Here is a 23,777-nt window from a genome sequence, read left to right on the forward strand (position 1 = left end):
GGCGCGGGGCCCGGCGTCTGCGCAAGTGGCGCAACTGCGCGCAGGCGGCCCCGCCCCCCGCGGAGGTTTGCACGGTCCGTGCCAGGCGCGGGGCCCGGCGTCTGCGCAAGTGGCGCAATTGCGCGCGCCCGACCACGGCCGCCGCAGAGGTTTGCGCGGTCCGTGCCAGGCGCGGGGCCTGGCGTCTGCGCAAGTGGCGCAATTGCGTGCGGGCGACCCCGCCCCCCGCGGAGGTTTGCACGGTCCGTGCCAGGTGTGGGGCCCGGCGTCTGCCCGAGCAGCGCACTTGCGCGCGCCCGACCACGGCCACCGCACGAGTGGGCGCTGTCTACGAGCGCCGGGGCCGCGGGCGGTCGGGGGCCGGGTCAGCCGACGACGGCGTCTCCGACGATCAGCCAGGTGCCGTCGGTGGGCTGCAGGGTGAGTCGGCGCACCTCGCTCTGCTGGCCGCCCCCGGAGGAGTAGGTCAGCGACACGTCGACGGTGCGGCCCGAGCCCGACGTGCCCGTCACGGTGACGGCGTCGATGCCCGACCAGAAGGACGCGTAGTCGTCGTAGCTGCCGACCCGGGCCTGCAGCTGCGGCGACAGGGCCGGCCAGGTCTGCGACGGGTCGCCGGGCAGGGCTGCGTAGTAGGACTGCACGAAGGCGGCCGGGCTGCTGCTCGGGGCCTGGTCCGCGGGCGTCGGCGTCGGGGTCGGGGTCGGGGTCGGCGTGGGGGTCGGAGTCGGCGTGGGCGTGGGCGTGGGCGTCGGGGTCGGTGTGGGTGTCGGCGTGGCCGAGCGGTCCCGCCCGTTGCCGTTGCCGGCGCCGTTGCCGTTGCCCGTGCGGGCGGAGGCCTGCTCGGCGCGCCCGGCCTCGTCGACGCCGTCGTCGCCGACGACCAGCGCGACCGCTCCGCCGGCCAGGGCCAGCACGAGGAGCACGACCGCGGCGACGAGCCACGGCGCCCGACGCCGCCGCGAGCCGTCGTCCGAGGTCCCGGCCGGGGTCGGCGCCGGGACGGGCACCGGAGCCACGGCGGGCACGGTCCTCGTGGCGACCGCCTGGGTCGCGATCACCTGCGTGGCGTCGGCCCGAGCGGCGCCGGCGGGCACGGCGCGACCGGCGGCCAGCGCGCGCAGCGACTCCGCCGCCTCGGGCATGCTCGGGCGACGGGTGGGGTCGGGGTCCATCATCCGCTCGATCACGGGGCCCAGGGCCTGCGCGCGCTGCGGCGGCGGGGGCGGACCGTCGGCGATGCGAGCCAGCACCTCGAGCGCGCTGCCCTCGCCGTAGGCACGGCGGCCCTCGACCGTGGCGTAGAGCGTGGCGCCCAGGGCCCAGACGTCGGCGGCGGGCGTGGGGTCGCCGCCGCGCGCCAGCTCGGGCGCGAAGTAGGCGGGGGTGCCGAGCACCAGACCGGTGCCGGTGAGCTGGTCGTCGCCGGCGGTGCGGGCGATGCCGAAGTCGGAGATCTTGGCCGTGCCGTCGGAGGTCACCAGCACGTTGCCGGGCTTGACGTCGCGGTGCATGGTGCCGCGGGCGTGGGCGGCGGCGATGCCGTCGGCCGCCTGGGCGCCGATCGCCGCCGCACGCCGGGGCGTCAGCGGACCGTCCTGGTCGACGACCTCGGTCAGGTTGCGCGACGCGACGTACTCCATCACCAGCCACACCTCCCCGCCGTCCTCCACCGCGTCGAGCACCGAGACGACGTTGCGGTGGTTGAGCGCGGCGGCCGAGCGGGCCTCCCTCAGCGCGCGGGCGCCGTCGACCGCGACGCCCGGCAGCGCTCCCGCCCGCTTCACCGCGACGTCGCGGCCCAGGGTCTCGTCGTGGCACAGCCAGACCGCGCCCATCCCTCCACGGCCGATCTCGCGCACGATCCGGTAGCGGCCTGCGATGGGGTCCGGCGTCATCTGGCTCCTCCGTCGGGCCCGCGGCCCGGGGTCTGTCGGCGCGACGGGGGTCTCCCCGGCGCGTGGTCGACCACCCAGTGCACCACAGGCCGCCAAGCACGACGACCACCCCTGAGGGTGCCGCCTTACGGTGTACGTCACATCGTCAGGGGCCTCAGGCTCCCACCCAGTACGCCGGCGGGTCCTCCCCGACCCGGCCGTCGGCGGCCTCGCGCAACAGGTCGGCGTGGCCGGTGTGGCGGCCGTACTCCTCCAGCAGGTCGCACAGCAGCCGGCGCAGGCTGGCGTGCCGCCCGGCGTCGTCGGCCATCGCCACCTCCTGGTCGAGCCCGCCGGCGGCCAGAGCGGCGGCCAGGCGGACGCGCGAGCGCGCGACGGCGCCGTCGTAGAGCGCGTAGAGCACCGCGGGCGGCTCGTCGGCCGCGGACGTGAAGGACCAGTCGTCGCCGGGCGGCGCGGTCATCCCTGCGAAGTAGGCGTCCCAGGTCGGACCCAGCGGGTCGTCGGACAGGCGGCAGGCGAAGACGTCGTCCTCCACCAGGGCCAGGTGCTTGAGCAGGCCCCCCAGCGTCATGGCCGAGACGCCCAGCCGGGCGGACAGCCCGGCGGCGTCGAGACCCTCGGCCTTCCAGCGGAAGGTCGCCCGCAGCCGGTCGAGCGAGCCGACGAGGTGGCCGACCTCGTCGCCGGCCAGCGGGATCTCCCAGGGCATCGCGGCAGCGTCGTGTCGGTCCATGGCCACACGCTAGGCCCGGGCGCCGACGTCCGTCGCTAGCCTGCCGTCATGGCCCCCTCCCCCCACGACGAGCGGGCGCTGCTCGCCGACGCCCTCGACCGCCAGCGCGAGGAGGTCGCGGCCATCCTCGACGGGCTCGACGACACGGCGGCCCGCGCGCGCCTCGTGCCCTCCGCGACCACGCCGCTGGGCCTGGTGAAGCACCTGACCTTCGTGGAGCGGGTCTGGTTCCACTCGCGCGTCGCCGGCGTGCCCCGCGCCGAGCTCGGCCTCCCCGACACCGTCGACGAGAGCTTCGTGATCGACGAGGAGGACACCGTCGCCTCGGTGCGCGCGACCTACCTCGCCGCCTGCGAGCGCTCGCGCGAGATCGCGGCCGGCCGCGACCTCGACGAGACCTACTCCTCCCACCACGGCGAGACCAGCCTGCGGGCGGTGCACCTGCACCTGCTCACCGAGCTGGCCCGCCACGCCGGGCACGGCGACATCCTGGTCGAGCTGCTCGGCTCCGAGGGCTGAGCCACGCGCGCACCAGCAGGCGCGAGAGTCACGTGGGGAGGACCGCCAGGCCCTCCCCACCCCCGGCCGGCTCGGACGCCGGAGCCCCGAGCGGCGACGACACCGCCGGCGACACCGCCGACGACACCGTCGAGGGCATCACCAGGGGCAGCACCACGGTCACCGTGGTGCCGACACCCGGCGCGGAGTCGACGCCCACCCGACCCCCGTGCAGCTCCACGATGGCCTGCACGATCGACAGCCCCAGACCCGTGCCCTGGATGGCGCGGAGGTTGGCCTCGGCCGAGCGGAAGAAGCGGGTGAAGAGCTGCGCCTGCTCCTCCTGCGCGATCCCGATGCCCGTGTCGCTGACGACCACCACGTGCTCGTCGGCCCCCCGCTCGACCGCCACGGTGACGGCACCCCCGTCGGGGGTGAACTTCAGCGCGTTGCTCACCAGGTTGGTCACGGCCCGCTCCAGCTTGACCGCGTCGCCGCTGAGCTCGACCGGGCCGGGCGGCAGGTGGAGCGCGACGTCGAGCGAGCGCTCGGGCACGCAGTCGACGACCGCCGCCGAGGCGCGCGCCACGACGTCGCGCAGGTCGAGGCGCTCGACCTGGAGCCGCACGGTCGCCTCCTCGACGCTGGAGAGCATCAGCAGGTCCTCCACGAGCGCCGAGAGCCGGCGCGAGTTGCTGCTGATCCGGGTGAGCACGGCGCGCTGCGGCCCGGTGAGCTCGCCGACGTCGCCGTCCTCCAGCACCTCGGCGAAGCCCAGGATGCTGGTGATGGGGGTGCGCAGCTCGTGGCTGACCGTGGCGACCAGCTCGGTCTTGGTGCGCTCCAGCGCGCTGAGGCGCTCCACCGCCTCGCGCTCGGCCTCGAGGGTGGCCAGCAGCGAGCGGTGGGCGCGCTCGCGGTCGGTGACGTCCTCGGCCGTGGCGAGGTAGCCGGTCAGTCCGCCGAGCGAGTCGGGCACCGCGGTCAGCGTCATCCGCAGGATGCGCTCCTCCTCCCCCCGCCGCACGCGCCAGTGGGCGTCGCGCACCCCCTGGGCCACCGAGGCCCGGCAGATGTCGGCGAAGACCGGCGCCGCGCCCACGGCGTCGGCGTGCCGGCGCAGCTCCTCCTCGGCGAAGAGGGCGTCGGGCCGGCAGCCCACGACCTCGTCGGCGCGGCGGCCGAAGACCGCGGCGGCGCCGGGGTTGAAGAGGGTGACCGTGCCGTCGGCAGCGGTCGCCACCACGGCGGTGCCGGTGGCGGCGTCGACCAGGCGGATCATCGTCTCCCGCTCCTGCTCGGCGCAGGCGGTGGCCACCCGCTGCTGGGTGACCATCACCGAGAGCGGGAGCAGGATCAGCCCGCAGTCGAGCAGGAAGAGCTGGAGCACCCCCAGCGACACCTCCGGCGGCAGGTCGAGCAGCGCCCCAGCCGCGGCGACCGGCCCGAGGCCTGCCGTGGTCAGGGTCGTGCTGACCACCGCCACCACCACGAGCACCACCATCGACTCGCGCAGGCTGCCGCGGAAGGCGTGCCAGGTGAACATCGGCATCACCGCGAAGATCAGCTGCGGCAGGTCGGTGGGCACGAAGACCGCCACCGTCGTGCCGACGGTGAGCGCGAGCTGCACCGCCCTCTCACCCGTCGAGGCCAGCGCCTGGAACTCCAGCTTGTCGAGGAAGAGCGGCACCAGCACGACCGCGGCCGCGGCGTGGGCGCCCCCCGCGGCCAGCGCCACGCGCCACGTGCTCTCGACCGGCGCCCCGGTGAGCAGCAGCGTCGTCACCCAGCCCGCCCCGGCGACGGCGGAGCCGACGGCGATGGCCCCGATCATGCGCGAGACGTCGCCCTGGTCGCGCAGCCGTGCGCGCCCGTCGGGGCGGCGGGCGACGAGGAGGGTCTCGGTGACCACGGCCCCGAGCACCGTCGAGACGCCGAGCCCGAGCGAGACTCCCCCGCCCGCGCCGTCGAGCAGGTGGGCGAGCACCAGGAGGCCGAGCAGCGCAGCGAGGACGTGCGGCCTGCGCCGCGGCGGCGTCGTGAGGTAGAGCCCGGCGGCCAGACCGGCCGGGGGCCAGACCGTGGGGGTCAGGCTGTCGGCCGCCACGGTCTGCATCCCCGCCAGCGCGCCGAGGAGCACCGCGAGGAGCAGCAGGACCCGGCGGGGGGTGCCGTGGGTGACCGGGACGGGCGGTGCGAAGCGCGCCCGAGAGCGTCGCGCACTGGTCGTGGACATCGTGCCTCCGTGTGCTCGCCCTGCCGCGTCGCTCAGGGGGGTCGACGCACTCAGCGTCCGCGGTCACCGGTGGAGCCCGTACGGCGCCACCCCGCGGGGGCACCCCCTCCGATCGGCCGGTCGGGCCGCGGGGTGATCAGCCGGGTGGCGGGCGCCGTGCACCCGCTGGCGCACCCCGCTGGCCCACCCCGCGGCGCGGGCGACTCGTGGGCCCGGGCTAGGCCGTCGGCCCGGCCCCCGGCGTACAGCCCTGGCGCGGGGTGCGGACGATCCCCCGGACCCGTCGTGACCGGGCCCAGGCGAGCACGCTGTCGCGCCGCAGCGAGGGCCCCCGCCCGGCGCGCTGCTCGACGTGGCCCGCGGCCACCGCCTCCCACAGCGCGTGCTCGGTGCAGTCGGCCAGGTCGGCGGCCTCCCGCCACGAGACCCACCCCCGGCGCTCGGCGGCGTCGGCGCGCACATGGGCGGCGTCGAAGACCCACCGCCCCTCGCGCTGCTCGGCCGGGATCCTCCCCCGCCGCGCCAGCCACACCGCCTGGCTCCGCGTCAGGCCGAGCACCTCGGCCGCCTGCCTGCTGTCGATCCACTCCCGAGAACGCACCCGAGAATGATTCCGTGCCACGTGCGGCGGACCGCACCCCAGCGGCGCCGGATCGCAGCGGGTCCTGCACCACCTGGCGCGCCCGGTCGAGAAGGGCCCGGCGGACCCTGGACAGACACGGCGAGGCCGGCGGGCCCGGCCGTCGGGTCTGCGCGCGGCGCGGGCGACGCCGCCGCCGTCGGGCTGCCATCATCAGCCGATGAGCACACGATCCAAGGACGCTCCGTCGAGCGAGGAACGCCGCGCCGAGGTCATCGACCGCGCCATCGGCTGGCTGGAGGACACCCTCTACGTCGTCATCGCCGTCGTCCTCGCCATCTGCGCCACGGCCCTGGTGGTCGACCTGGCCCGCGGCGTGCCCGACCTCTTCGTCACCGGCGGCCAGGCACCCGTGCTCGAGGTGCTCGACGCCGTCCTGCTGGTCTTCATCGTCGTGGAGCTGCTCTTCGCCGTGCGTGCGACGGTCGCGCGCCGCGAGCTCGTGGCGGAGCCCTTCCTCATCGTGGGCATCATCGCCTCGATCAAGGAGATCGTGGTCGTGTCGGTCAAGGCCGCCGAGGCCACCGGCAAGGGCGACGTCTTCCGCGACGACGTGACCCTCATCGGCGTGCTCGGCGTGCTGACCCTGCTGCTCGCGGCCGCGGCCTACCTGCTGCGGCGCAAGGAGCGCGAGCCCGACGAGGGCCGCGAGGACGACGACGCCGTGGCCGACAGCACCGCCTCGCCCGACAGCGAGCAGCGCGCGTCCTGAACCGGGACGGCGAGCGCCGGGCCGCGCGGGTCAGACGTTGAAGCGGAACTCCACCACGTCGCCGTCGGCCATGACGTAGTCCTTGCCCTCCATGCGCACCTTGCCGGCCTCCTTGGCCTTCTGCATGGTGCCGAGCTCCATGAGGTCGTCGAAGGAGACGATCTCGGCCTTGATGAAGCCGCGCTGGAAGTCGGTGTGGATCACGCCGGCGGCCTCAGGGGCGGTGGCGCCCTTCGGGATCGTCCAGGCCCGGGTCTCCTTGGGGCCGGCGGTGAGGTAGGTCTGCAGGCCGAGGGTGTCGAAGCCGACCCGGGCGAGCACGTCGAGGCCGGGCTCCTCGACGCCCATCTCCTCGAGCATGGCGCGGGCCTCGTCGTCGTCGCCGAGCTCGACGAGCTCGGACTCGAACTTCGCGTCGAGGAAGATCGCCTCGCTGGGGGCGACCAGGGCGCGCATGCGGTCCTTGAGCTCCTCGTCGGCCAGCTCGTCGGCGTCGCAGTTGAAGACGTAGATGAAGGGCTTGGCGGTCAGCAGCGACAGCTCGCGCACGAGTGCGCGGTCGACCTTCGTGTCGATGACCGGGGTGCCGGCCTCGAGGTGGCCGAGGGCCTCCTTGGCGGCCTCCAGGTTGGCGGTGACGGCCTTGTTGCCGCGCGCCTCCTTCTCCAGGCGCGGGATGGCCTTCTCCACCGTCTGCAGGTCGGCCAGGATCAGCTCGGTCTGGATGGTGGAGATGTCGTTGTCGGGGTTGACCTCACCGTCGACGTGGGTGACGTCCTCGTCGCGGAAGACGCGGGTGACCTGGCAGATCGCGGCCGACTCGCGGATGTGGGAGAGGAACTTGTTGCCCAGGCCCTCGCCCTCCGAGGCGCCGCGCACGATGCCGGCGATGTCGACGAACTCCACCGTCGCCGGCAGCACCTTGGCCGAGGAGAACACCTCGGCCAGCCGGGCCAGGCGCCCGTCGGGCACCCCGACCACACCGACGTTGGGCTCGATGGTGGCGAAGGGGTAGTTCGCCGCGAGGACGTCGTTCTTCGTCAGGGCGTTGAAGAGGGTCGACTTGCCCGCGTTGGGGAGACCGACGATGCCGATGGTGAGTGCCACGGGCGGAAACTCTACGGGCGGGCGCCGACCCGGCCGCAATCGCGCCCGGGCCGGGCCGCCGCGGCCCCCGGCCGGGCCGGGGCGGACCCGGGGCCGGCCCGGCGCAGGCCCGGCGCGGGCCCGGCGCAGCTCAGAGCCGGGTCAGCGCAGGTCGACCTGCTCGTTGTCGCCCTCGATGCGCGAGCCGGTGAGCTTGGCCTTGACCAGGTTGGTCAGCGAGATGATCGTGCTGCCGCCCGGCGCCGACCAGTACTCCGCGGAGTCGGGGGTGACCTCGACGAGCACGTTCTCCGGGTTCTCCGGGCCGCCCTCGAGCCAGGAGTCGGTGAAGCTGCTCCACAGCTCCTTCAGCTTGGTCTCGTCGTTGACGACCGAGGCGGTGCCGGCCACCGAGACCCAGGAGCCGTTGTTGGAGTAGGACACGTTGACCCGGGAGTCGGCCACGAGGGCCTGGACCTTGTCGGAGCCGCGCTCGGCGATGAAGTAGAGGGTGCCGTCGAAGTCGACGTCCTGGGTGGCCATGGGCTTGCTGAGCAGCTTGCCGCTGGGGTCGAGGTAGGTCAGCATCGCGACCTTCGAGTCCTTCAGCAGCTCGACGACGCGCTGCTCCTGCTCGCTCGTGCTCTGGTCGTGGGCGCTCATGGTGCCTCCTGGGGATCGTGGGGCGGACAGGTCCTGCCCGCCCCTCGAACGTACGTCGACCCCGCGGCCCCCACCCTCACCCCGACGGGCCCCGCCCGGCGGCCCGCCCCGCCCGACTGCGGACCCGCCCGCTGAGCCGCCCGCCGACCCGCCCGCCGACCGCCCATCCGACCGGGTGGTCCAGTCCGGTGTGGCACCAGTCACACTGGGCGCAGCAGGGCCGGCGTACGTCGGCCACGCCCAGCCGCTCGGAGGCACGATGACCGATCTCAGCGCACGACCCGCCCGCGAGGCCGACCAGAGGATGCGCGAGGCCGGCGCCGCCGACGCCCCGGGCCCCGGCGAGCTCGCGACGCCCCTCGACCTGCTGCTCGCCGACGCCACGCGCGGCCCGCTGCGGCGGCTGCTGCCGGGCATGTCGGGGGTGCGCTTCGGGGTCGGGCTGGCCCGTCACCCGCGTCGGGTGGTCGGCCGCGTCGCCGGCCTGGGCGCCGAGCTGGCCAAGGTGCAGGTGGGCCGCTCCGAGCTGGCCCCGCACCCCAAGGACCGCCGCTTCAGCGACGAGGCGTGGGAGAAGAACCCCTTCTTCCGCCGCACCCTCCAGAGCTACCTCGCCACGGGCGCGGCGCTGCGCGGCCTGGTCGCCGACGCGGGCCTCGACCACGGCGACGGCCAGCGGATGGGCTTCGTGGTCGACAACCTCGTGGAGGCCTCGGCGCCCACCAACAACCCCGCCCTCAACCCGAAGGTGCTCAAGCGGGTCATCGACACCGGCGGCGGCAACCTCGTGGCCGGCGGGCGCCGCTTCGTGCGCGACTTCGCCACCGCGCCGCGGGTGCCGTCGATGGTGGAGGCCGACGCCTTCGAGGTGGGCGAGGACATCGCGGTGACGCCCGGCGAGGTGGTGCTGCGCACCGACGTCTTCGAGCTGATCCAGTACACCCCGCAGACCACCAAGGTGCGCTCGGTGCCGCTGCTGATCGTGCCGCCGACGATCAACAAGTACTACGTCATCGACCTCGCCCCCGACCGCAGCCTGGTCGAGCACCTCGTGCGCGCCGGGCAGCAGGTCTACTGCATCTCCTGGCGCAACCCCGACGCCCGCCACGCCGACTGGGGCCTCGACACCTACGGCCAGGCCATCGTGGAGGCGATGGGCGCCGCCCAGGACATCGCCCGCCAGGAGCAGGTCGCGCTGCTCGGCATCTGCTCCGGCGGCATGCTCGCCTCGATGGTGATGGCCCACCTCGCCGCCACCGGCGACCTCGACCGGGTCGCGGCCTTCAGCCTCGCCGTGACCGTGCTCGACCAGTTCGAGGCCGGGCTGCCCAGCGCGCTGCTCTCGCACAAGGGCGCGGCCGCCTCGACCCGCGCCTCGCGGGAGAAGGGCTACCTCGACGGCGCCGCGCTGGCCGAGATCTTCGCCTGGCTGCGGCCCAACGACCTGATCTGGAACTACTGGGTCAACAACTACCTGATGGGCCACGCCCCCAAGGCCTTCGACATCCTCTACTGGAACGCCGACCCCGTGCGGATGACGGCCGCGATGCACCGCGACTTCATGGACCTCGCGATCCGCAACGCGCTCACCGAGCCCGACGGCTCCACCATGCTCGGCTCGCCGGTCGACCTGGCCAAGGTCGACACCGACGCCTACGTCGTGGCCGGCATCGCCGACCACCTGTGCAAGTGGGAGTCGTGCTACCGCACCACCCAGCTCTTCGGCGGCGAGACCCGCTTCGTGCTCTCCACCAGCGGCCACATCGCCGCCATGGTCAACCCGCCCGGCAACGAGAAGGCCAGCTTCCAGACCGCCGAGGACAACCCCGCGACGGCCGAGGCCTGGCTGGCCGGGGCCCGCAAGGTGCGCGGCAGCTGGTGGGAGGACTACGCCGCCTGGCTGGCCGAGCGCACCGGCCCCGAGCGCAACCGGCCCCGCCGGCACGGCTCGGCCCGCTACGAGCCCGTGGGGGCCGCGCCCGGCGCCTACGTCCACGACCGGTGAGCCCCACGATGGCGACCCGGGGCCCCGGCGGCCCGAGCGGTCCCGGCGCCGACGACGACCGCGGCCCGGCTGCCCCCGACCGGATCCGCACCATCGCCGTACGCCGCATCCCGGTGCGGGTCTCGGTGCGCCCGGGCACCGGCGCGCTGACCGGCGAGCCGCCGCTGCTGCTGTGCAACGGCATCGGGGCCAGCCTGGAGGCGCTCCAGCCGCTGGTGGACTCCCTCGACCCCCGGCGCGGGGTGGTGCGCTTCGACGTGCCCGGCGTCGGGGGGTCGCCGGCGCCGCCGGTGCCCTACACGATGGCCGGCATCGCCTCCTGGCTCACCGCGCTCATGGACCGCCTGGGCCACCGGCGCTTCGACGTGCTCGGTCTCTCCTGGGGCGGTGGGCTGGCGCAGCAGCTGGCCTTCCAGTCGCCGCGACGGGTGCGCCGCGTCGTGCTCGTGGCCACCGGCACCGGCTCGCTCATGGTGCCCGCCCACCCGCGGGTGCTCTCGCGGATGCTCACCCCCAAGCGCCACCGCGACGCGGGCTACGCCGCCTCCATCGCCGGCGACATCTACGGCGGCACCATGCGCACCGACCCCGCCCGCGGCGCCGCCCTGCTGCACGAGGCCACTCGCAGCGGCCCCCGCCGCGGCTACTACCTCCAGCTGCTCGCCGGCGCGGGCTGGTCGAGCCTGCCCGCGCTGCCCCTCCTGCGCCAGCGGGTGCTGGTGATGGCCGGCGACGACGACCCGATCATCCCGCTGGTCAACGCCCGCGTCATCGCCCGCCTCGTGCCGCGCTCGCAGCTGCACGTCTACCGTGGCGGCCACCTGGGGATCCTCACCGAGAGCGACGAGCTGGCCCCGCTGATCGACCACTTCCTCGACGACCAGGAGCCCGACCGATGAGCACCCCTCCCCCCACCTCCGGCACCGCGACCTCCGGCACCGCGACCTCCGGCACCGCGACCGAGCACGCGGCCGAGGCCGCGGCACGGCCCGACGGCGACCTCAGCGGAGACCCGAGCACCACCGGGCTGGAGGGCGTGGAGCTCACCGACTCCCCCTTCTCGGACTTCCTCGGCTTCGAGCTGCTGCTCGAGGACGACGACCGCGAGCTGCTCGGCCGGGTGCGCGCCTTCATGAACCGCGAGGTCGAGCCGGTCATCAACGAGCACTGGACGCGCGGGGAGTTCCCCCACGAACTGGTGCAGGGCATCGCCGACCTCGGCATCGCCGGCCTGGCCTACGACGCCCCGGGCTGCCCCGCCCGCGGCGCACTGGTCGACGGCCTCGTGGCCATGGAGCTGAGCCGCGTCGACCCCTCCATCGGCACCTTCATGGGCGTGCACGGCGGGCTGGCCATGGGCTCGATCGCGCTGTGCGGCTCCCCCGAGCAGCAGCAGCGGTGGCTGCCGGCGATGGCGCGCCTGGAGCTCATCGGCGCCTTCGGCCTCACCGAGCCCGAGACGGGCTCGGCCATCTCCCAGGGGCTGTCGACCACGGCGCGCCGCGACGGCGACGCCTGGGTGCTCAACGGCGAGAAGAAGTGGATCGGCAACGCCTCCTTCGCCGACCTCGTGGTCGTCTGGGCCCGTGACGAGGACGACGGCCAGGTCAAGGGCTTCGTGGTCGAGAAGGACACCGAGGGCATGACGTTCGACGTGCAGCGCGACAAGATCGCCCTGCGCGTGGTGCAGAACGCCGAGATCCACCTGCGCGACGTGCGGGTGCCGGAGGAGAACCGGCTGCAGGAGGCCCACTCCTTCCACGACACCTCCCAGGTGCTGCGGGTGACCCGCATGGGCGTGGCCTGGCAGGCCGCCGGCTGCGCGCGCGGCGCCTACGAGCACGCGCTGCGCTACACCAAGGCCCGCGAGCAGTTCGGGCGCCCGATCGCGTCCTTCCAGATGGTGCAGGACCTGCTGGTCAAGATGCTCTCCAACGTCACCGCCTCCACCGCGATGAACGTGCGCGCCTCGCAGCTGCAGGTCGCCGGTCTGCTGCGCGACGAGCACGCCTCGCTGTGCAAGGTCCACAGCACCGTGCGGATGCGCGAGACCGTCGGCTGGGCCCGCGAGGTGCTCGGCGGCAACGGGATCCTCCTCGAGCACCACGTCGGCCGCTTCGTCGCCGACGCCGAGGCCATCTACTCCTACGAGGGCACCCGTGAGATCAACACCCTCATCGTCGGTCGCGCGATCACCGGCGAGAGCACCTTCGTCTGACGGGCGTGCCGCGCCGGCGGTGCGAGCGGAGGCCTCGCACGAGCGGGTCGAGCCCGGGCGGGTCGCGCAGCCGGGTCGCGCAGGCGGGTCCCGCGGGCGCGTCGGGGCCGCCCGGGCGATGGCGCGCAGGTGGTGCGTAGGTTCGGCCCCATGAGCCACGCACCCGTCCTGCGACCGATCCGCGACGACTTCCCGGCGCTGTCGCTGGGGGTGGCCCACTTCGACGGGCCGGGCGGCTCGCAGGTGCCACGCGCGGTGGCCGACGCCGTCGCGGGCGCGATGACCGCGGGCCTGGGACAGCGTGGGAGCGGCACCGCCACGGAGCGTCGTACCCAGGCGGTGGTGGCAGACGCCCGGGCCGCCGCCGGCGACCTGCTCGGCGCCGACCCGGCCGGCGTCGTCTTCGGCCGCTCGATGACCCAGCTGACCTTCGACCTGGCCCGCACGCTCGCGCGCGGGTGGGCGCCCGGCGACGAGGTGGTGGTCAGCCGCCTCGACCACGACGCCAACGTCAGGCCCTGGGTCATCGCCGCCGAGCGCGCCGGCGCCACCGTGCGCTGGCTCGACCTCGACCCCGTCACCGGCGAGCTCGACGACCCCGCCACCGCCATCGGCCCCCGCACCCGGCTGGTCGCGGTCACCGCGGCGTCCAACCTGATCGGCACCCGCCCCGACGTCGCCGCCGTCACCCGGGCCGCCCGCGAGGTCGGGGCGCTGTCGTACGTCGACGCCGTCCACCTGGTGCCCCACGCGGCCGTCGACGCGACCGCCCTGGGCGCCGACGTCGTCGTCTGCTCGCCCTACAAGCTCTTCGGTCCGCACCTCGGCGTGCTCGCCGCGCCGCCCGCGCTGCTGGAGCGGCTGCACCCCGACAAGCTGCTCCCCTCGACCGACGCCGTGCCGGAGCGCTTCGAGCTCGGCACGCTGCCCTACGAGCTGCTGGCCGGCGTCACCGCCGCCGTGGACTACGTCGCCGGTCTCGCCGAGCCCTCCTCGGTGCCCGCCGAGCTGACCCGGCGCGAGCGGGTCGTGGCCTCGATGGGCGCCGTCGAGCGCCACGAGGAGACGCTGCTGGCCCGGCTGCTCGACGGTCTCGCCGCGCTGCCCGGCGTCACGCTCGTCGGCTCCCCGGCCCACCGCACGCCCACCGTGCTCTTCTCCGTCGCCGGCCACCCCGGACCCCGGGTGCACGCCCACCTCGGGGCGCTCGGCGTCAACGCCCCCGCCGGCAACTTCTACGCCCTCGAGACCTCCCGGCGCCTCGGGCTCGGCGACGACGGGGCCGTGCGCGCCGGGCTCGCGGCCTACAGCAGCGACGACGACGTCGACCGGCTGCTCGCCGGGGTCTCCGCGCTGGTGCGCTGACCGGCTGGGGCGCCGACCCGCTGGAGCGCTGACCCGGCGGCGTACCGACCCGGGCCCGCCGGACCGGGGCCCACCCGGGCGCCCGCGGCGTCGGTGGCGGCGCCTAGGTTGTCGGGGTGCGCCTCGCGACCTGGAACGTCAACTCCCTCCGCTCCCGCATCGAGCGCGTCGAGGCCTTCGTGCAGCGCCACGACGTCGACGTGCTGGCCCTGCAGGAGACCAAGGCCCGCGAGGAGCAGCTGCCGCTGATGGGGCTGCAGTCGCTGGGCTACGAGGTGGCCTCGGTCGGCTACAGCCAGTGGAACGGCGTGGCCCTGCTCAGCCGCGTCGGCCTCGAGGACGTGCAGGTCGGCTTCGAGGGCATGCCGGGCTACGGCGACCCCGTGGCGCCCGAGGCCCGCGCGATCGGCGCCGTCTGCGGCGGGGTGCGGGTGTGGTCGCTCTACGTGCCCAACGGCCGCAAGCCCGACGACCCGCACTACGTCTACAAGCTGGACTGGCTGGCGCGGCTGCGCGAGGCGTCGCGCGCCTGGCTGGGCGAGGACACGGCGCTGGTCGGCGACTGGAACATCGCGCCGCTCGACTCCGACGTCTTCGACATCGAGCAGTTCCGCCGCTCCACCCACGTCACCCCGCCCGAGCGCGCGGCCTTCCAGGGCTTCCTCGACGACGGCTACGCCGAGGTCACCCGCGAGCACGCCCCCGGCTACACCTACTGGGACTACTACCGCCAGCGCTTCGAGCGCGACCGCGGCCTGAAGATCGACTTCGTCCTCGGCTCCCCCGGCCTGGCCGCCCGCACCACCGGCGCCTTCATCGACCGCGACGAGCGCGCCGGCACCGGCGCCTCCGACCACGCCCCCGTCGTCGTCGACCTGGCCGACTGAGCCCCACCCGCCCCGGCCGGCCCCGCGCGCGAGCCGTCCCCTTAAGCCCCTCCTGTCACACCGGTCGGCCCGGACCCGCACCTGTCGGCCCGTGCGTCGGCCGACCGGTGCGGGTTTCACCAGCCGGCCGGTGAAACCCGCGACCGCCCCCGCCGCGTGACGCGCCGCGGTCGGCGCCGTACCGGAGGCTCCGGCCGGAAGTGGCGGCAGACGACGCTCCCGGGCCCGGCGGAGCTGTCGTACGCCGCCACTTTCCGCACCCCACCGCGCGCCCCGGGGGACGTCGAGCGCCGAGCCCCACCCGTCACCTCAGCCCCACCGGTCGGCCCGGACCCGCACCTGTCGGCCCACGCGTCGGCCGACAGGTGCGGGTTTCGCCAGCCGACCGGTGAAACCCGCGACCGCCCGCGACCACCCCCGCCCGCCCCCACCCCACTGTCGGTGGCGTGCCGCATGCTGCGGGCATGGAGATCACGACGGTGCTGGGGGTGCTCGGGGCGGGGCTGGTGCTGGGGCTGGGCCTCGGGGTGGCCCTGGGGGTGCTATGGGCCCGGTCGCGGCCCGAGCACGTGGGCGCGCTGGGCCAGGGGCTGGTGGAGCAGGCCGAGGTGATGCAGGGGCTCGACCGGCTCAGCGACCAGCTGGTCGACCTGGAGCACCAGCGCGCGACGTGGCAGGGCCAGCTGCGCGAGCAGGTGGCCGACGTGCGCCACTCCACCGACGTGCTGCGCCGCGAGACCCAATCGCTGTCCACGGCGCTGCGCAAGCCGCAGGTGCGCGGGCGCTGGGGCGAGCTGCACCTGCGCCGCGCCGTCGAGCTGGCCGGCCTGGTCGACCGGTGCGACTTCAGCGAGCAGCACCGCCTCGACGACGGCGCACGACGCCCCGACCTGGTGGTGCACCTGGTCGGCGAGCGCCACGTCGTCATCGACGCGAAGGTCCCGCTCGACGCCTACCTCGACGCCACCTCCACCGACGACGAGACCGAGCACGCCGCCCACCTCCAGCGCCACGCCCGCCAGCTGCGGGCCCACGTGGCGCTGCTGTCGTCGAAGGCCTACTGGCGCTCGCTGCCCGAGACCCCGGAGTTCGTGGTGCTCTTCGTGCCGGCCGAGTCGTTCCTGGCCGCCGCGCTCGAGGCCGACCCCGGGCTCATCGAGCACGCCGCCGAGCGGCAGGTCGTGCTGGCCACCCCGACCACCCTCATCGCGCTGCTGCGCACCGTGGCCCACGGCTGGAGCCACGAGGTGCTCGCCGAGCGGGCCGCCGAGATCCACCGCCTCGGGCGCGACCTGCACTCCCGGGTCGCCACCCTGGGCGGCCACCTCGACCACGTCGGCCGCTCCCTCAACGCCGCGGTGGGCCACTACAACTCCGCGGTCGGCTCGCTGGAGTCACGCGTGCTCGTCACCACCCGCCGCTTCGCCGACCTGGGCGTCACCGACGACCCGCTGCCGACGCCGCGCACCGTGGAGCTGCGCGCCGTCGACCGGCGCGCCGCCCCCGAGGAGCCCGACGAGCGCCCTAGCGTGGCGTGGTGACCGGTCGCTCCCGGCCCGTCACCGAGGCAGTGAGGTGATCAGGCGATGACGTCGCACACCCTGTGGGAGGAAGGCCGCGCTCCCGCGCACGAGATGGTCGCGCTCGGCGTGGCCGTGCTGCTCACCGCCTCCGCCGTCGAGCTGCTGGTCGGCGCGGCCGTGATCGGCTGGCTCTTCGACCTCGCCTTCGTCGCGCTCGCCCTCGCGCTGGCCCTGCTGGTGCGCCCCCGCGACTTCTTCACCGTCGGCGTCCTGCCGCCCCTGCTCATGGTCGGCGTCTTCGCGATGCTCGGCGCCACCCGCCCCGGCGCGCTGGCCGACCCCGGCGACGGCGTGGTGCAGGTCGTCGTCACCGGGCTGGCCGACCACAGCCTCGCCCTCGTCGTGGGCTACGCCCTGTGCCTGCTGGCCCTCGCCGCGCGCAACCAGGTACGCCGCACCGGCGCACCCCTCCCCGGCTGGGCCACCGCGTGGCTGGAGCAGCGCGCGGGCGGCCCGGGCGGCCGCGGCGACCTCAGGCGAAGCGGTCCGGGTCCCCGGCACCCCGCCGGATGACCTCGGGAGCCCCCTCGGACCAGTCGACCACCGTGGTCGACTCCGCCGGGGTCTCCCCCGCCTCGATGACCAGGTCGACCTGGTGGTCGAGCTCCTCCTTGACGTCCCAGCCGCTCGTGCGGGGCTCGGACTCCCCGGGCAGGATCAGCGAGCTGCTCAGCAGCGGCTCCCCGAGCTCGGCGAGCAGCGCCTGCACCAGCACGTGGTCGGGGATCCGCACGCCGACGGTCTTCTTCTTGGGGTGCAGCAGCCGCCGCGGCACCTCGGGGGTGCCCGGCAGGATGAAGGTGTAGGGCCCCGGAGTCGCCGCGCGGATGGCGCGGAAGGCCGAGTTGTCGACGTGCACCATCTGGCCCAGCTGGGAGAAGTCGCGGCACACCAGCGTGAAGTGGTGCCGCTCGTCGAGGCCGCGGATCCGCAGGATCCGGTCGCGCCCCTCGCGGTTGCCCAGCTGGGCGCCCAGGGCGTAGCCGGAGTCGGTCGGGTAGGCGATCAGCGCGTCGTCGCGCAGCGCCTCCACCACCTGGGCCAGGAGCCGGGGCTGGGGGTTGTCCGGGTGCATGTCCACGTACCTCGCCACCGCTCGAGACTACGCCGCCCCGGCCCACAGCATCCGCCCGCCACTCACGGCGGGTCCGGGGGCGGCTCACAGCCCACGCAGAGGTGACCCGGGCTGACTGGGACCAGACCACCCCAGCCCCGACCCGTCTGCGAAGGGACCCGGCCATGCCCGCCCGCACCAGCCCCCGCGCCCTGCCCGTCCGCACCCCCGACACCCCGCGTCCGAAGATCGCCTACGTGCTGCCGGTCTACGACGAGGCCGACAACGTCGCGCCCTTCCACGCCGCGCTCACCGAGGCGACCGCCGTCCGCGACGACCTCGACTGGGAGTTCCTCTACGTCAACGACGGCAGCCGCGACGAGTCGCTGGCCCGGCTGCTCGAGCTGCGCCGCCACGACCCGCGCGTCGGCGTGCTCGACCTGGCTCGCAACTGCGGGCACCAGATCGCGGTCACCGCGGGCCTCGACGCCGCCGGCGACGCCGACGCGGTCATCGTCATGGACACCGACCTCCAGGACCCGCCCCGGGTCAGCCTCGAGATGGTCGGGCTGTGGGAGGACGGGGCCGACGTCGTCTACGCCCAGCGCCGCTCGCGGCGCGACACCCTCTTCAAGCGCACCACGGCCTGGGCGTTCTACCGCGTGCTCGACCGGCTGGCCTCGGTCGACATCCCCCGCGACGTCGGCGACTTCCGGCTCATGGACCGCCGCGTCGTGGCCGAGGTGGCCCGCTACCGCGAGCAGGACCGCTTCCTGCGCGGCATCGTCGCCCACGTCGGCTTCCGCCAGGAGGCGCTGCTCTTCGACCGCGACGAGCGCCACGCCGGCACCAGCGGCTACCCGCTGGGGCGCATGCTGGCCTTCGCCGCCAACGGCATCCTCGGCTTCTCCACCGCCCCGCTGCGCATGATCACGCGGCTCGGCTTCGCGCTCTCGGCGCTCAGCGTCGTCATGGCGGCCTACGTCGCCTCGGTGCGGCTGCTGCGCCCCGAGGACTCGGTGCCCGGCTGGGCCTTCCTCGGGGTGGGGATGTTCCTGCTCGCCGGGCTGCAGCTGGTGATGATGGGCGTCATCGGCAGCTACGTCGGGCGCACCTACACCCAGGTGCAGGGTCGCCCGCTCTACTCGTTGGCCCTCACCGCCCGCGGCGAGCACTCCGGCGTACGCTCACTGCCGCAGACCCCGCCCGACCTCCGGACCCAGCACGGGAGCGTGTCCTGACCTCCTCTCACCCGGCCCCGCAGCCCGTGCCGCCGCGCGAGCCCGCGAGCGAGCCCCCGAGCGCCACCCCGAGCGCCACCCCGAGCACGCGGCCGTCGCGACGCGAGCGTCTGCGCACGCTGCACGAGAGCACGCTGGTGCGCTTCGTGGCGGTCGGCGCGGTCAACACCGGCATCGACGTCGGGCTCTTCTGGCTGCTCCACGACACCCTGGGCATCGTGCTGGCCAACGTGGTCTCCACCGCCGCGGGCATGACCTTCAGCTTCGTGGTCAACGGCCTGCTGACCTTCCGCGCCGAGCGGCTGCGGCTCGGCGACGCCGTGCGCTTCGTGGCGAGCACCGGCACCGTGCTCTTCCTCGTGCAGCCGCTGGTCATCTACGCCCTGCTCGCCGTGCTCGGCGACGACGCGGTGCTGCTGGCCAAGCTCGGAGCGATCTGCGTCGTCATCGTGCTCAACTTCTGCGCCTACCGCTTCGTCGTCTGGCCCCGCCGCCGCACCCGCGCCTGACTCAGCCGGGTCCCACCACCGGCCCCACGTCGACCACCGCGTCCGACACCGTGCCCAGCACCGCGTCCAGCACCGCGGCGGCCATCGCCCGGCGAGCGGCGCAGCGGGCGGGCATCGTGCGCCCGTAGTAGGGGAAGGTGATGAGCGCGAGCAGCAGCGCCCAGCCCTGGCCGACCCGCCACGTCGCCTCGTCGACGTCGAGCAGCTCGCGCAGCAGGGCGCGGCCGGGGGCGTCGAGCACCTCCCACGCCACGACCAGGTCGACGGCCTGCCGGCCGACCCCGAGCGCGCCGAGGTCGAGCACGGCGGCGAGGCGGCCCTCGCGCACGAGCAGGTTCTCGGCCAGCAGGTCGCCGTGCAGCCAGCCCTCCGCGACCGGGCCGGCGACCTCGAGCGCCGCCTCCGCCACCAGCGCGCTCTGCCAGACGACGCGCACGCGGTCGAGGTCGAGCCCGAGGTCGGCCCACCTCGGCAGGGCGGCGCACACGGCCGCCGTCTCGCGCAGGTCCTCGTCGAGGTCGCCCAGCCGGCCGCCGCGGTAGCCCCGCAGCGCCGGGTCGGCCGCGGCCTGCGCCGGCACCGGGGCGGCCCACAGCCCCCGCAGGACCGCGGCCAGGTCGCGCGCCAGCGGCCCCGACGACCCGGCGTACGGCGTGAGCGCCGGCACCGCCGGCGGGGTGCCCTCGATCCACCGCGTCACCGACCAGGCCTCGGGGTAGCCCTCCCCGGGCCGCCCGCTCGCGACCACCTCGGGCACGACGACCCCGGGCGGCAGCGCGGCCGCGACCAGCGGTCCCCAGCGCCGCTCGGTCACCAGCGCGCGCGACCCGCCGGGCTGACGGGGCAGGCGCACCAGCAGGTCGTCGCCGAGGCGGAAGAGCCGGTTGGAGGAGCCCGACGCCTGCCCGTCGCCGCCCAGCGCCCGCAGCGGCAGGTCCGCGAGGTGTGGGTGCTGGGCCGCCAGCAGCCGGCGCACGAGCGGCTCGTCGACCTCGAGCTCGTCGTCGTGCAGCCTCACCCGAGCACCCTTCCGCGCCGTCCGGGTCCCGTCCGGGGGCCTACTGCGCGCGGGCCGCGGCCTTCATGTCGCGGCGCAGCTCCTTGGGCAGGGAGAAGATGAGCGACTCCTCGGCGCTGTGGACGGCCTTGGCGTCGGGGTAGCCGCGCTCGGCGAGGTAGGCCAGGACGCCCTGCACCAGGCTCTCGGGCACGCTGGCGCCGGAGGTGACGCTGACGGTGCGCACGCCGTCGAGCCAGGCCTCGTCGATCTCGGAGGCGTCGTCGACGCGGTAGGAGGCCTTGGCGCCGGCCTCGAGGGCCACCTCGACCAGGCGCACGGAGTTGGAGGAGTTGCCCGAGCCGACCACGATCAGCAGGTCGCAGCCGTGGGCGATCTCCTTGACCGCGAGCTGACGGTTCTGGGTGGCGTAGCAGATGTCGTCGCTCGGCGGGTCGAGCAGCTCGGGGAAGCGCTCGCGGATCGCGGCGACCGTCTCGAGGGTCTCGTCGACCGAGAGCGTGGTCTGGGAGAGCCAGGCCACGCGGGAGGGGTCGCGCACGACGATGCCGGCGACGTCGGCGGGGCTCTCGACGAGCTGGATGTGCTCGGGGGCCTCGCCCGCGGTGCCCTCGACCTCCTCGTGGCCGGCGTGGCCGATGAGGAGGATGTCGTAGTCGTCGGCGGCGAAGCGCTTGGCCTCGTGGTGGACCTTCGTGACCAGCGGGCAGGTGGCGTCGATGGTCTTGAGGGTGCGCTCCTCGGCCTGGCGGTGCACCTCGGGCGAGACGCCGTGGGCGGAGAAGACGACCGTGGCGCCCTCGGGCACCTCGACCAGCTCCTCGACGAAGATCGCGCCCCGCGCCTCGAGGTCGGCCACGACGTGCTTGTTGTGGACGATCTGCTTGCGCACGTAGACCGGGGCGCCGTAGAGGTCGAGCGCCTGCTCCACGGTGACGACCGCCCGGTCGACGCCCGCGCAGTAGCCCCGCGGCGCCGCCAGCAGGACGGCCTTCTCGGCCTCGTCGGGCGACAGGATCGGGGGCATCCCCATGTCGGTGCTCATGGCCCCCATCCTAGGCGGGCCGCGGGGAGCCTCCCGGCGGGCCGCCGGGCGGGGTCGGCGCCCTCCCCCGGGCCGGGTCCCGTGCGGTCCCCCGTGCTGTCCCCTGTGCTGTCCGTCGTGGTGTCCCCACCGTCGCCTAGGGTCCTCGCATGGCCATGGAGACCTCCGCGCAGTCGCCGGCCCCGGTGCGCCAGGTCGCCAACGCCATCGCCGGCTGGATCGACCGGCTGGGCGCGATCTGGGTCGAGGGCCAGATCGCCCAGGTCAACCGTCGCCCCGGCGTCCAGACCGTCTTCATGACCCTGCGCGACGCCGTGGCCGACCTGTCGGTGACCGTGACCTGCTCGCGCACCCTCTTCGACGGGCTCAACCCTCCCCTGGTCGAGGGCGCGAGCGTCGTCGTGCACGCCAAGCCGTCCTACTACGCCAACCGGGGCACGATCTCGCTCTACGCCCGCGAGATCCGCATGGTCGGCCTGGGCGAGCTGCTGGCGCGCCTCGAGCGGCGCCGCCAGCTGCTGGCCGCCGAGGGCCTCTTCGCCGCCGAGCTCAAGCGGCCCGCGCCCTTCCTGCCCACCCGCGTCGGCCTCGTCACGGCGCCCGGCTCGGCCGCCGAGCGCGACGTGGTCGACAACGCGCGTCGCCGCTGGCCGGCGGTGGAGTTCGAGACGGCCTACGCCGCGATGCAGGGTCCCCGGTGCGCCAGCGAGGTGATCGAGGCGCTGGGCCGCCTCGAGCGCCACGCCGACGTCGACGTGGTCGTCGTCGCCCGCGGCGGCGGCGCGGTCGAGGACCTGCTGCCCTTCTCCGACGAGGCCCTGCTGCGCGCGGTGCACGCGATGCGCACCCCCGTGGTCTCCGCGATCGGCCACGAGCCCGACTCCCCGCTGCTCGACCTGGTCGCCGACGTGCGCGCCTCCACGCCCACCGACGCCGCCAAGCTCATCGTGCCCGACGTGGCCGAGGAGGCCCGCGGCGTGGCCTGGGCCCGCGACCGGGTGCGCTCCACCCTCGACGCCTGGCTGCGCCGCGAGGCCGAGGGGCTCGCCGCGCTGCGCTCGCGCCCGGCGCTGGCCGACCCCCGCACCCTGCTCGACGCCCGCTCCGCCGAGCTCGACGCCCTGCTCGAGCGGGCCCGCCGCACGCTGGGCCACCGCCTCGACCGCGCTGCCGACGACGTGGGCCACCAGCGCGCCCGCGCCCGCGCCCTCTCCCCGCTGGAGACCCTGCGCCGCGGCTACGCCGTCCTGCAGGACGCCGAGGGCCGCGTCGTCACCTCCGTCGACGACCTGGCCGCCGCAGGCGCCGGGTCCACCGGGGCCGCGGGCGTCGAGGTCTCCGTGCGCGTCGCCGACGGCCGCATCCACGCCACCACCACCCGCACCACCCGCCTCGAGGAGCCCACCGATGCCTGAGCAGCCGCAGACCCCGTCCTACGAGGCCGCCCGCGAGGAGCTCGTGGAGGTCGTGCGCCGCCTCGAGGCGGGCGGCACGACCCTGGAGGAGTCACTCGCCCTGTGGGAGCGCGGCGAGCACCTCGCCCGGGTCTGCCAGGACTGGCTCGACGGCGCGCGCCAGCGCCTCGACGCCGTGGTCGCCGCCGACCGCGAGGGCTCCGAGGACTGAGGCGCGACCCGGGGGGCCGGTGCCCCGGCAGACCTCGTCAGGCGCCCGAGCCGCGCTCGGGCAGGGTCTCCACGGTGAGCTCGCCCAGCAGCTCCTGCAGCTCCTCGGGCGTCGCCGAGCCGTAGACGACCACAGTGCGCTCGTCGTCGCCGCTGCCGGTGGTCGCGACGTAGGCCGTGTCGCCGCCCTCGTCGGTGAAGGTCTGCCAGCTCGTGGCGACGTCGGAGTCGGGGGTGGCCAGCGCCTCGCCCTCGACCGCCTCGGGGTCGACGAGCTCCTCGACGAGGTCGTCGACGTCCTCGGCCTCCTCGTGCAGACCGGCGAAGCTCTCCTCGGGGGTCAGCAGCGCGAGCTCGAAGACCGGCTGCTCGCCGGGGGTGTAGGTGACGTCGTTGACCATCCAGCCCTCGGGCACCGCGGCGGGGTAGACGATCTCGCTGCCGGCGCCCTGCACCGGGCGCACGACCTCGCTGAGGTAGTCGACGCTGGTCGGCTCGAACTCCGGGGTGTCGCGGAAGGCGCCGCGGAAGAGCACGATGCCGATCACCGCCGCGACCAGCACGATCATCGAGCCGATGAGACCGCCGGTGGTGCGCTGGTAGCGACCCGGCTTGCCCTGGGGCTGACCGGCGCCCTGGCCGGGGTCCTGGCCGGGGGTCTGTCCGGGTGCCTGGCCCTCGGGCGCGGGCTGCGACGGGGGGCCGGGGGTCTCGCTCACGTGTCCATGCTGGCAGACCACCGGTACGACGACGCCCCG

23 protein-coding genes are annotated in these 23,777 nt (G+C 75.1%); 13 read left to right on the top strand and 10 right to left on the bottom strand.

From position 1 onward, the window contains the following. Nucleotides 1-365 precede the first annotated feature (365 nt). Both M3673_RS03860 and M3673_RS03865 read right to left on the bottom strand, forming a co-directional pair. The gene (locus M3673_RS03860) at nt 366-1,898 is read right to left on the bottom strand and encodes a serine/threonine-protein kinase (protein WP_251531742.1); all 1,533 of its coding nucleotides are present in this window, start codon (nt 1,896-1,898) and stop codon (nt 366-368) included. Nucleotides 1,899-2,052: 154 nt separating this feature from the next. Then, nucleotides 2,053-2,634, bottom strand: a complete 582-nt coding sequence (locus tag M3673_RS03865) for a DUF664 domain-containing protein (RefSeq protein WP_251531744.1) — start codon at nt 2,632-2,634, stop codon at nt 2,053-2,055. A gap of 48 nt (nt 2,635-2,682) precedes the next feature. Here M3673_RS03865 and M3673_RS03870 point away from each other — a divergent pair, with 48 nt between their 5' ends. Further along, on the top strand, nt 2,683-3,153 hold the full coding sequence (locus M3673_RS03870; RefSeq protein WP_193662165.1) for a DinB family protein: 471 nt from the start codon (nt 2,683-2,685) through the stop codon (nt 3,151-3,153). A gap of 28 nt (nt 3,154-3,181) precedes the next feature. Here the strand turns inward: M3673_RS03870 and M3673_RS03875 are convergent, their stop codons facing one another. Further along, nucleotides 3,182-5,368, bottom strand: a complete 2,187-nt coding sequence (locus M3673_RS03875) for a PAS domain-containing sensor histidine kinase (RefSeq protein ID WP_251531745.1) — start codon at nt 5,366-5,368, stop codon at nt 3,182-3,184. Between the two features lie 217 nt (nt 5,369-5,585). Further along, nucleotides 5,586-5,969, bottom strand: coding sequence for a helix-turn-helix domain-containing protein (locus M3673_RS03880; protein WP_251531746.1), 384 nt, complete (start codon nt 5,967-5,969; stop codon nt 5,586-5,588). 199 nt (nt 5,970-6,168) lie between these two features. On the opposite strand from M3673_RS03880, the gene M3673_RS03885 reads away from it, so the two are divergent. Then, complete coding sequence (locus tag M3673_RS03885) at nt 6,169-6,720, top strand: phosphate-starvation-inducible PsiE family protein (RefSeq protein ID WP_251531748.1); 552 nt, start codon at nt 6,169-6,171, stop codon at nt 6,718-6,720. Nucleotides 6,721-6,750: 30 nt separating this feature from the next. On the opposite strand, the gene ychF is transcribed toward M3673_RS03885, so the two are convergent. Both ychF and M3673_RS03895 read right to left on the bottom strand, forming a co-directional pair. Next, entirely contained in the window at nt 6,751-7,827 is a 1,077-nt protein-coding gene (gene ychF, locus M3673_RS03890) for a redox-regulated ATPase YchF (protein WP_251531770.1), read from the bottom strand. Nucleotides 7,828-7,968: 141 nt separating this feature from the next. Next, nucleotides 7,969-8,469, bottom strand: a complete 501-nt coding sequence (locus M3673_RS03895; RefSeq protein ID WP_056904709.1) for a pyridoxamine 5'-phosphate oxidase family protein — start codon at nt 8,467-8,469, stop codon at nt 7,969-7,971. 259 nt (nt 8,470-8,728) lie between these two features. Between M3673_RS03895 and M3673_RS03900 the strand changes: the two genes are divergently transcribed. From M3673_RS03900 to M3673_RS03930, 7 genes are all read left to right on the top strand, one after another. Then, nucleotides 8,729-10,474 (top strand): alpha/beta hydrolase, encoded by a 1,746-nt coding sequence (locus M3673_RS03900; RefSeq protein WP_251531772.1) that lies wholly within the window; start codon nt 8,729-8,731, stop codon nt 10,472-10,474. After that, the gene (gene phaZ, locus M3673_RS03905; RefSeq protein WP_308196089.1) at nt 10,471-11,373 is read left to right on the top strand and encodes a poly(3-hydroxyalkanoate) depolymerase; all 903 of its coding nucleotides are present in this window, start codon (nt 10,471-10,473) and stop codon (nt 11,371-11,373) included. The genes M3673_RS03900 and phaZ overlap by 4 nt, the downstream gene beginning before the upstream one ends. Continuing rightward, nucleotides 11,370-12,692 (top strand): acyl-CoA dehydrogenase family protein, encoded by a 1,323-nt coding sequence (locus M3673_RS03910; protein ID WP_285838975.1) that lies wholly within the window; start codon nt 11,370-11,372, stop codon nt 12,690-12,692. The genes phaZ and M3673_RS03910 overlap by 4 nt, the downstream gene beginning before the upstream one ends. Before the next feature lie 150 nt (nt 12,693-12,842). Further along, nucleotides 12,843-14,057 (top strand): cysteine desulfurase-like protein, encoded by a 1,215-nt coding sequence (locus M3673_RS03915; protein ID WP_251531774.1) that lies wholly within the window; start codon nt 12,843-12,845, stop codon nt 14,055-14,057. 116 nt (nt 14,058-14,173) lie between these two features. Next, nucleotides 14,174-14,944: an exodeoxyribonuclease III gene (locus M3673_RS03920; RefSeq protein WP_251531776.1), complete on the top strand. Its 771-nt coding sequence runs from the start codon at nt 14,174-14,176 to the stop codon at nt 14,942-14,944. A 464-nt stretch (nt 14,945-15,408) separates the two neighbouring features. Beyond that, nucleotides 15,409-16,485: a DNA recombination protein RmuC gene (locus tag M3673_RS03925; protein ID WP_251531784.1), complete on the top strand. Its 1,077-nt coding sequence runs from the start codon at nt 15,409-15,411 to the stop codon at nt 16,483-16,485. A 45-nt stretch (nt 16,486-16,530) separates the two neighbouring features. After that, the gene (locus M3673_RS03930; protein ID WP_156697677.1) at nt 16,531-17,040 is read left to right on the top strand and encodes a DUF6542 domain-containing protein; all 510 of its coding nucleotides are present in this window, start codon (nt 16,531-16,533) and stop codon (nt 17,038-17,040) included. Here M3673_RS03930 and M3673_RS03935 read toward each other — a convergent pair. Beyond that, nucleotides 17,000-17,620 carry an L-threonylcarbamoyladenylate synthase gene (locus M3673_RS03935; RefSeq protein ID WP_056862227.1) on the bottom strand — a complete coding sequence of 207 codons (621 nt, stop codon included), beginning with the start codon at nt 17,618-17,620 and terminating at the stop codon, nt 17,000-17,002. The two genes, M3673_RS03930 and M3673_RS03935, sit on opposite strands and share 41 nt — an antisense overlap. A 146-nt stretch (nt 17,621-17,766) precedes the next feature. Here M3673_RS03935 and M3673_RS03940 point away from each other — a divergent pair, with 146 nt between their 5' ends. Both M3673_RS03940 and M3673_RS03945 read left to right on the top strand, forming a co-directional pair. Continuing rightward, complete coding sequence (locus M3673_RS03940) at nt 17,767-18,822, top strand: glycosyltransferase family 2 protein (protein WP_251531786.1); 1,056 nt, start codon at nt 17,767-17,769, stop codon at nt 18,820-18,822. Between the two features lie 26 nt (nt 18,823-18,848). Continuing rightward, nucleotides 18,849-19,331 carry a GtrA family protein gene (locus tag M3673_RS03945; RefSeq protein ID WP_251531788.1) on the top strand — a complete coding sequence of 161 codons (483 nt, stop codon included), beginning with the start codon at nt 18,849-18,851 and terminating at the stop codon, nt 19,329-19,331. Between the two features lies 1 nt (nt 19,332). Here the strand turns inward: M3673_RS03945 and M3673_RS03950 are convergent, their stop codons facing one another. After that, nucleotides 19,333-20,349 carry a phosphotransferase gene (locus tag M3673_RS03950; RefSeq protein WP_251531790.1) on the bottom strand — a complete coding sequence of 339 codons (1,017 nt, stop codon included), beginning with the start codon at nt 20,347-20,349 and terminating at the stop codon, nt 19,333-19,335. Nucleotides 20,350-20,389: 40 nt separating this feature from the next. Next, on the bottom strand, nt 20,390-21,394 hold the full coding sequence (locus tag M3673_RS03955) for a 4-hydroxy-3-methylbut-2-enyl diphosphate reductase (RefSeq protein ID WP_056904715.1): 1,005 nt from the start codon (nt 21,392-21,394) through the stop codon (nt 20,390-20,392). Nucleotides 21,395-21,543: 149 nt separating this feature from the next. Here M3673_RS03955 and xseA point away from each other — a divergent pair, with 149 nt between their 5' ends. Further along, nucleotides 21,544-22,809 carry an exodeoxyribonuclease VII large subunit gene (gene xseA / locus M3673_RS03960; RefSeq protein WP_251531797.1) on the top strand — a complete coding sequence of 422 codons (1,266 nt, stop codon included), beginning with the start codon at nt 21,544-21,546 and terminating at the stop codon, nt 22,807-22,809. Further along, nucleotides 22,802-23,020, top strand: a complete 219-nt coding sequence (locus M3673_RS03965) for an exodeoxyribonuclease VII small subunit (protein WP_056862222.1) — start codon at nt 22,802-22,804, stop codon at nt 23,018-23,020. Before xseA ends, M3673_RS03965 begins: the two co-directional genes overlap by 8 nt. A 37-nt stretch (nt 23,021-23,057) precedes the next feature. Here the strand turns inward: M3673_RS03965 and M3673_RS03970 are convergent, their stop codons facing one another. Next, nucleotides 23,058-23,738 (bottom strand): DUF4245 family protein, encoded by a 681-nt coding sequence (locus M3673_RS03970; RefSeq protein ID WP_251531798.1) that lies wholly within the window; start codon nt 23,736-23,738, stop codon nt 23,058-23,060. Nucleotides 23,739-23,777 lie beyond the last annotated feature (39 nt).

The sequence above is a fragment of the Nocardioides sp. P86 genome (assembly GCF_023712465.1).
Lineage (GTDB): Bacteria > Actinomycetota > Actinomycetes > Propionibacteriales > Nocardioidaceae > Nocardioides > Nocardioides kribbensis.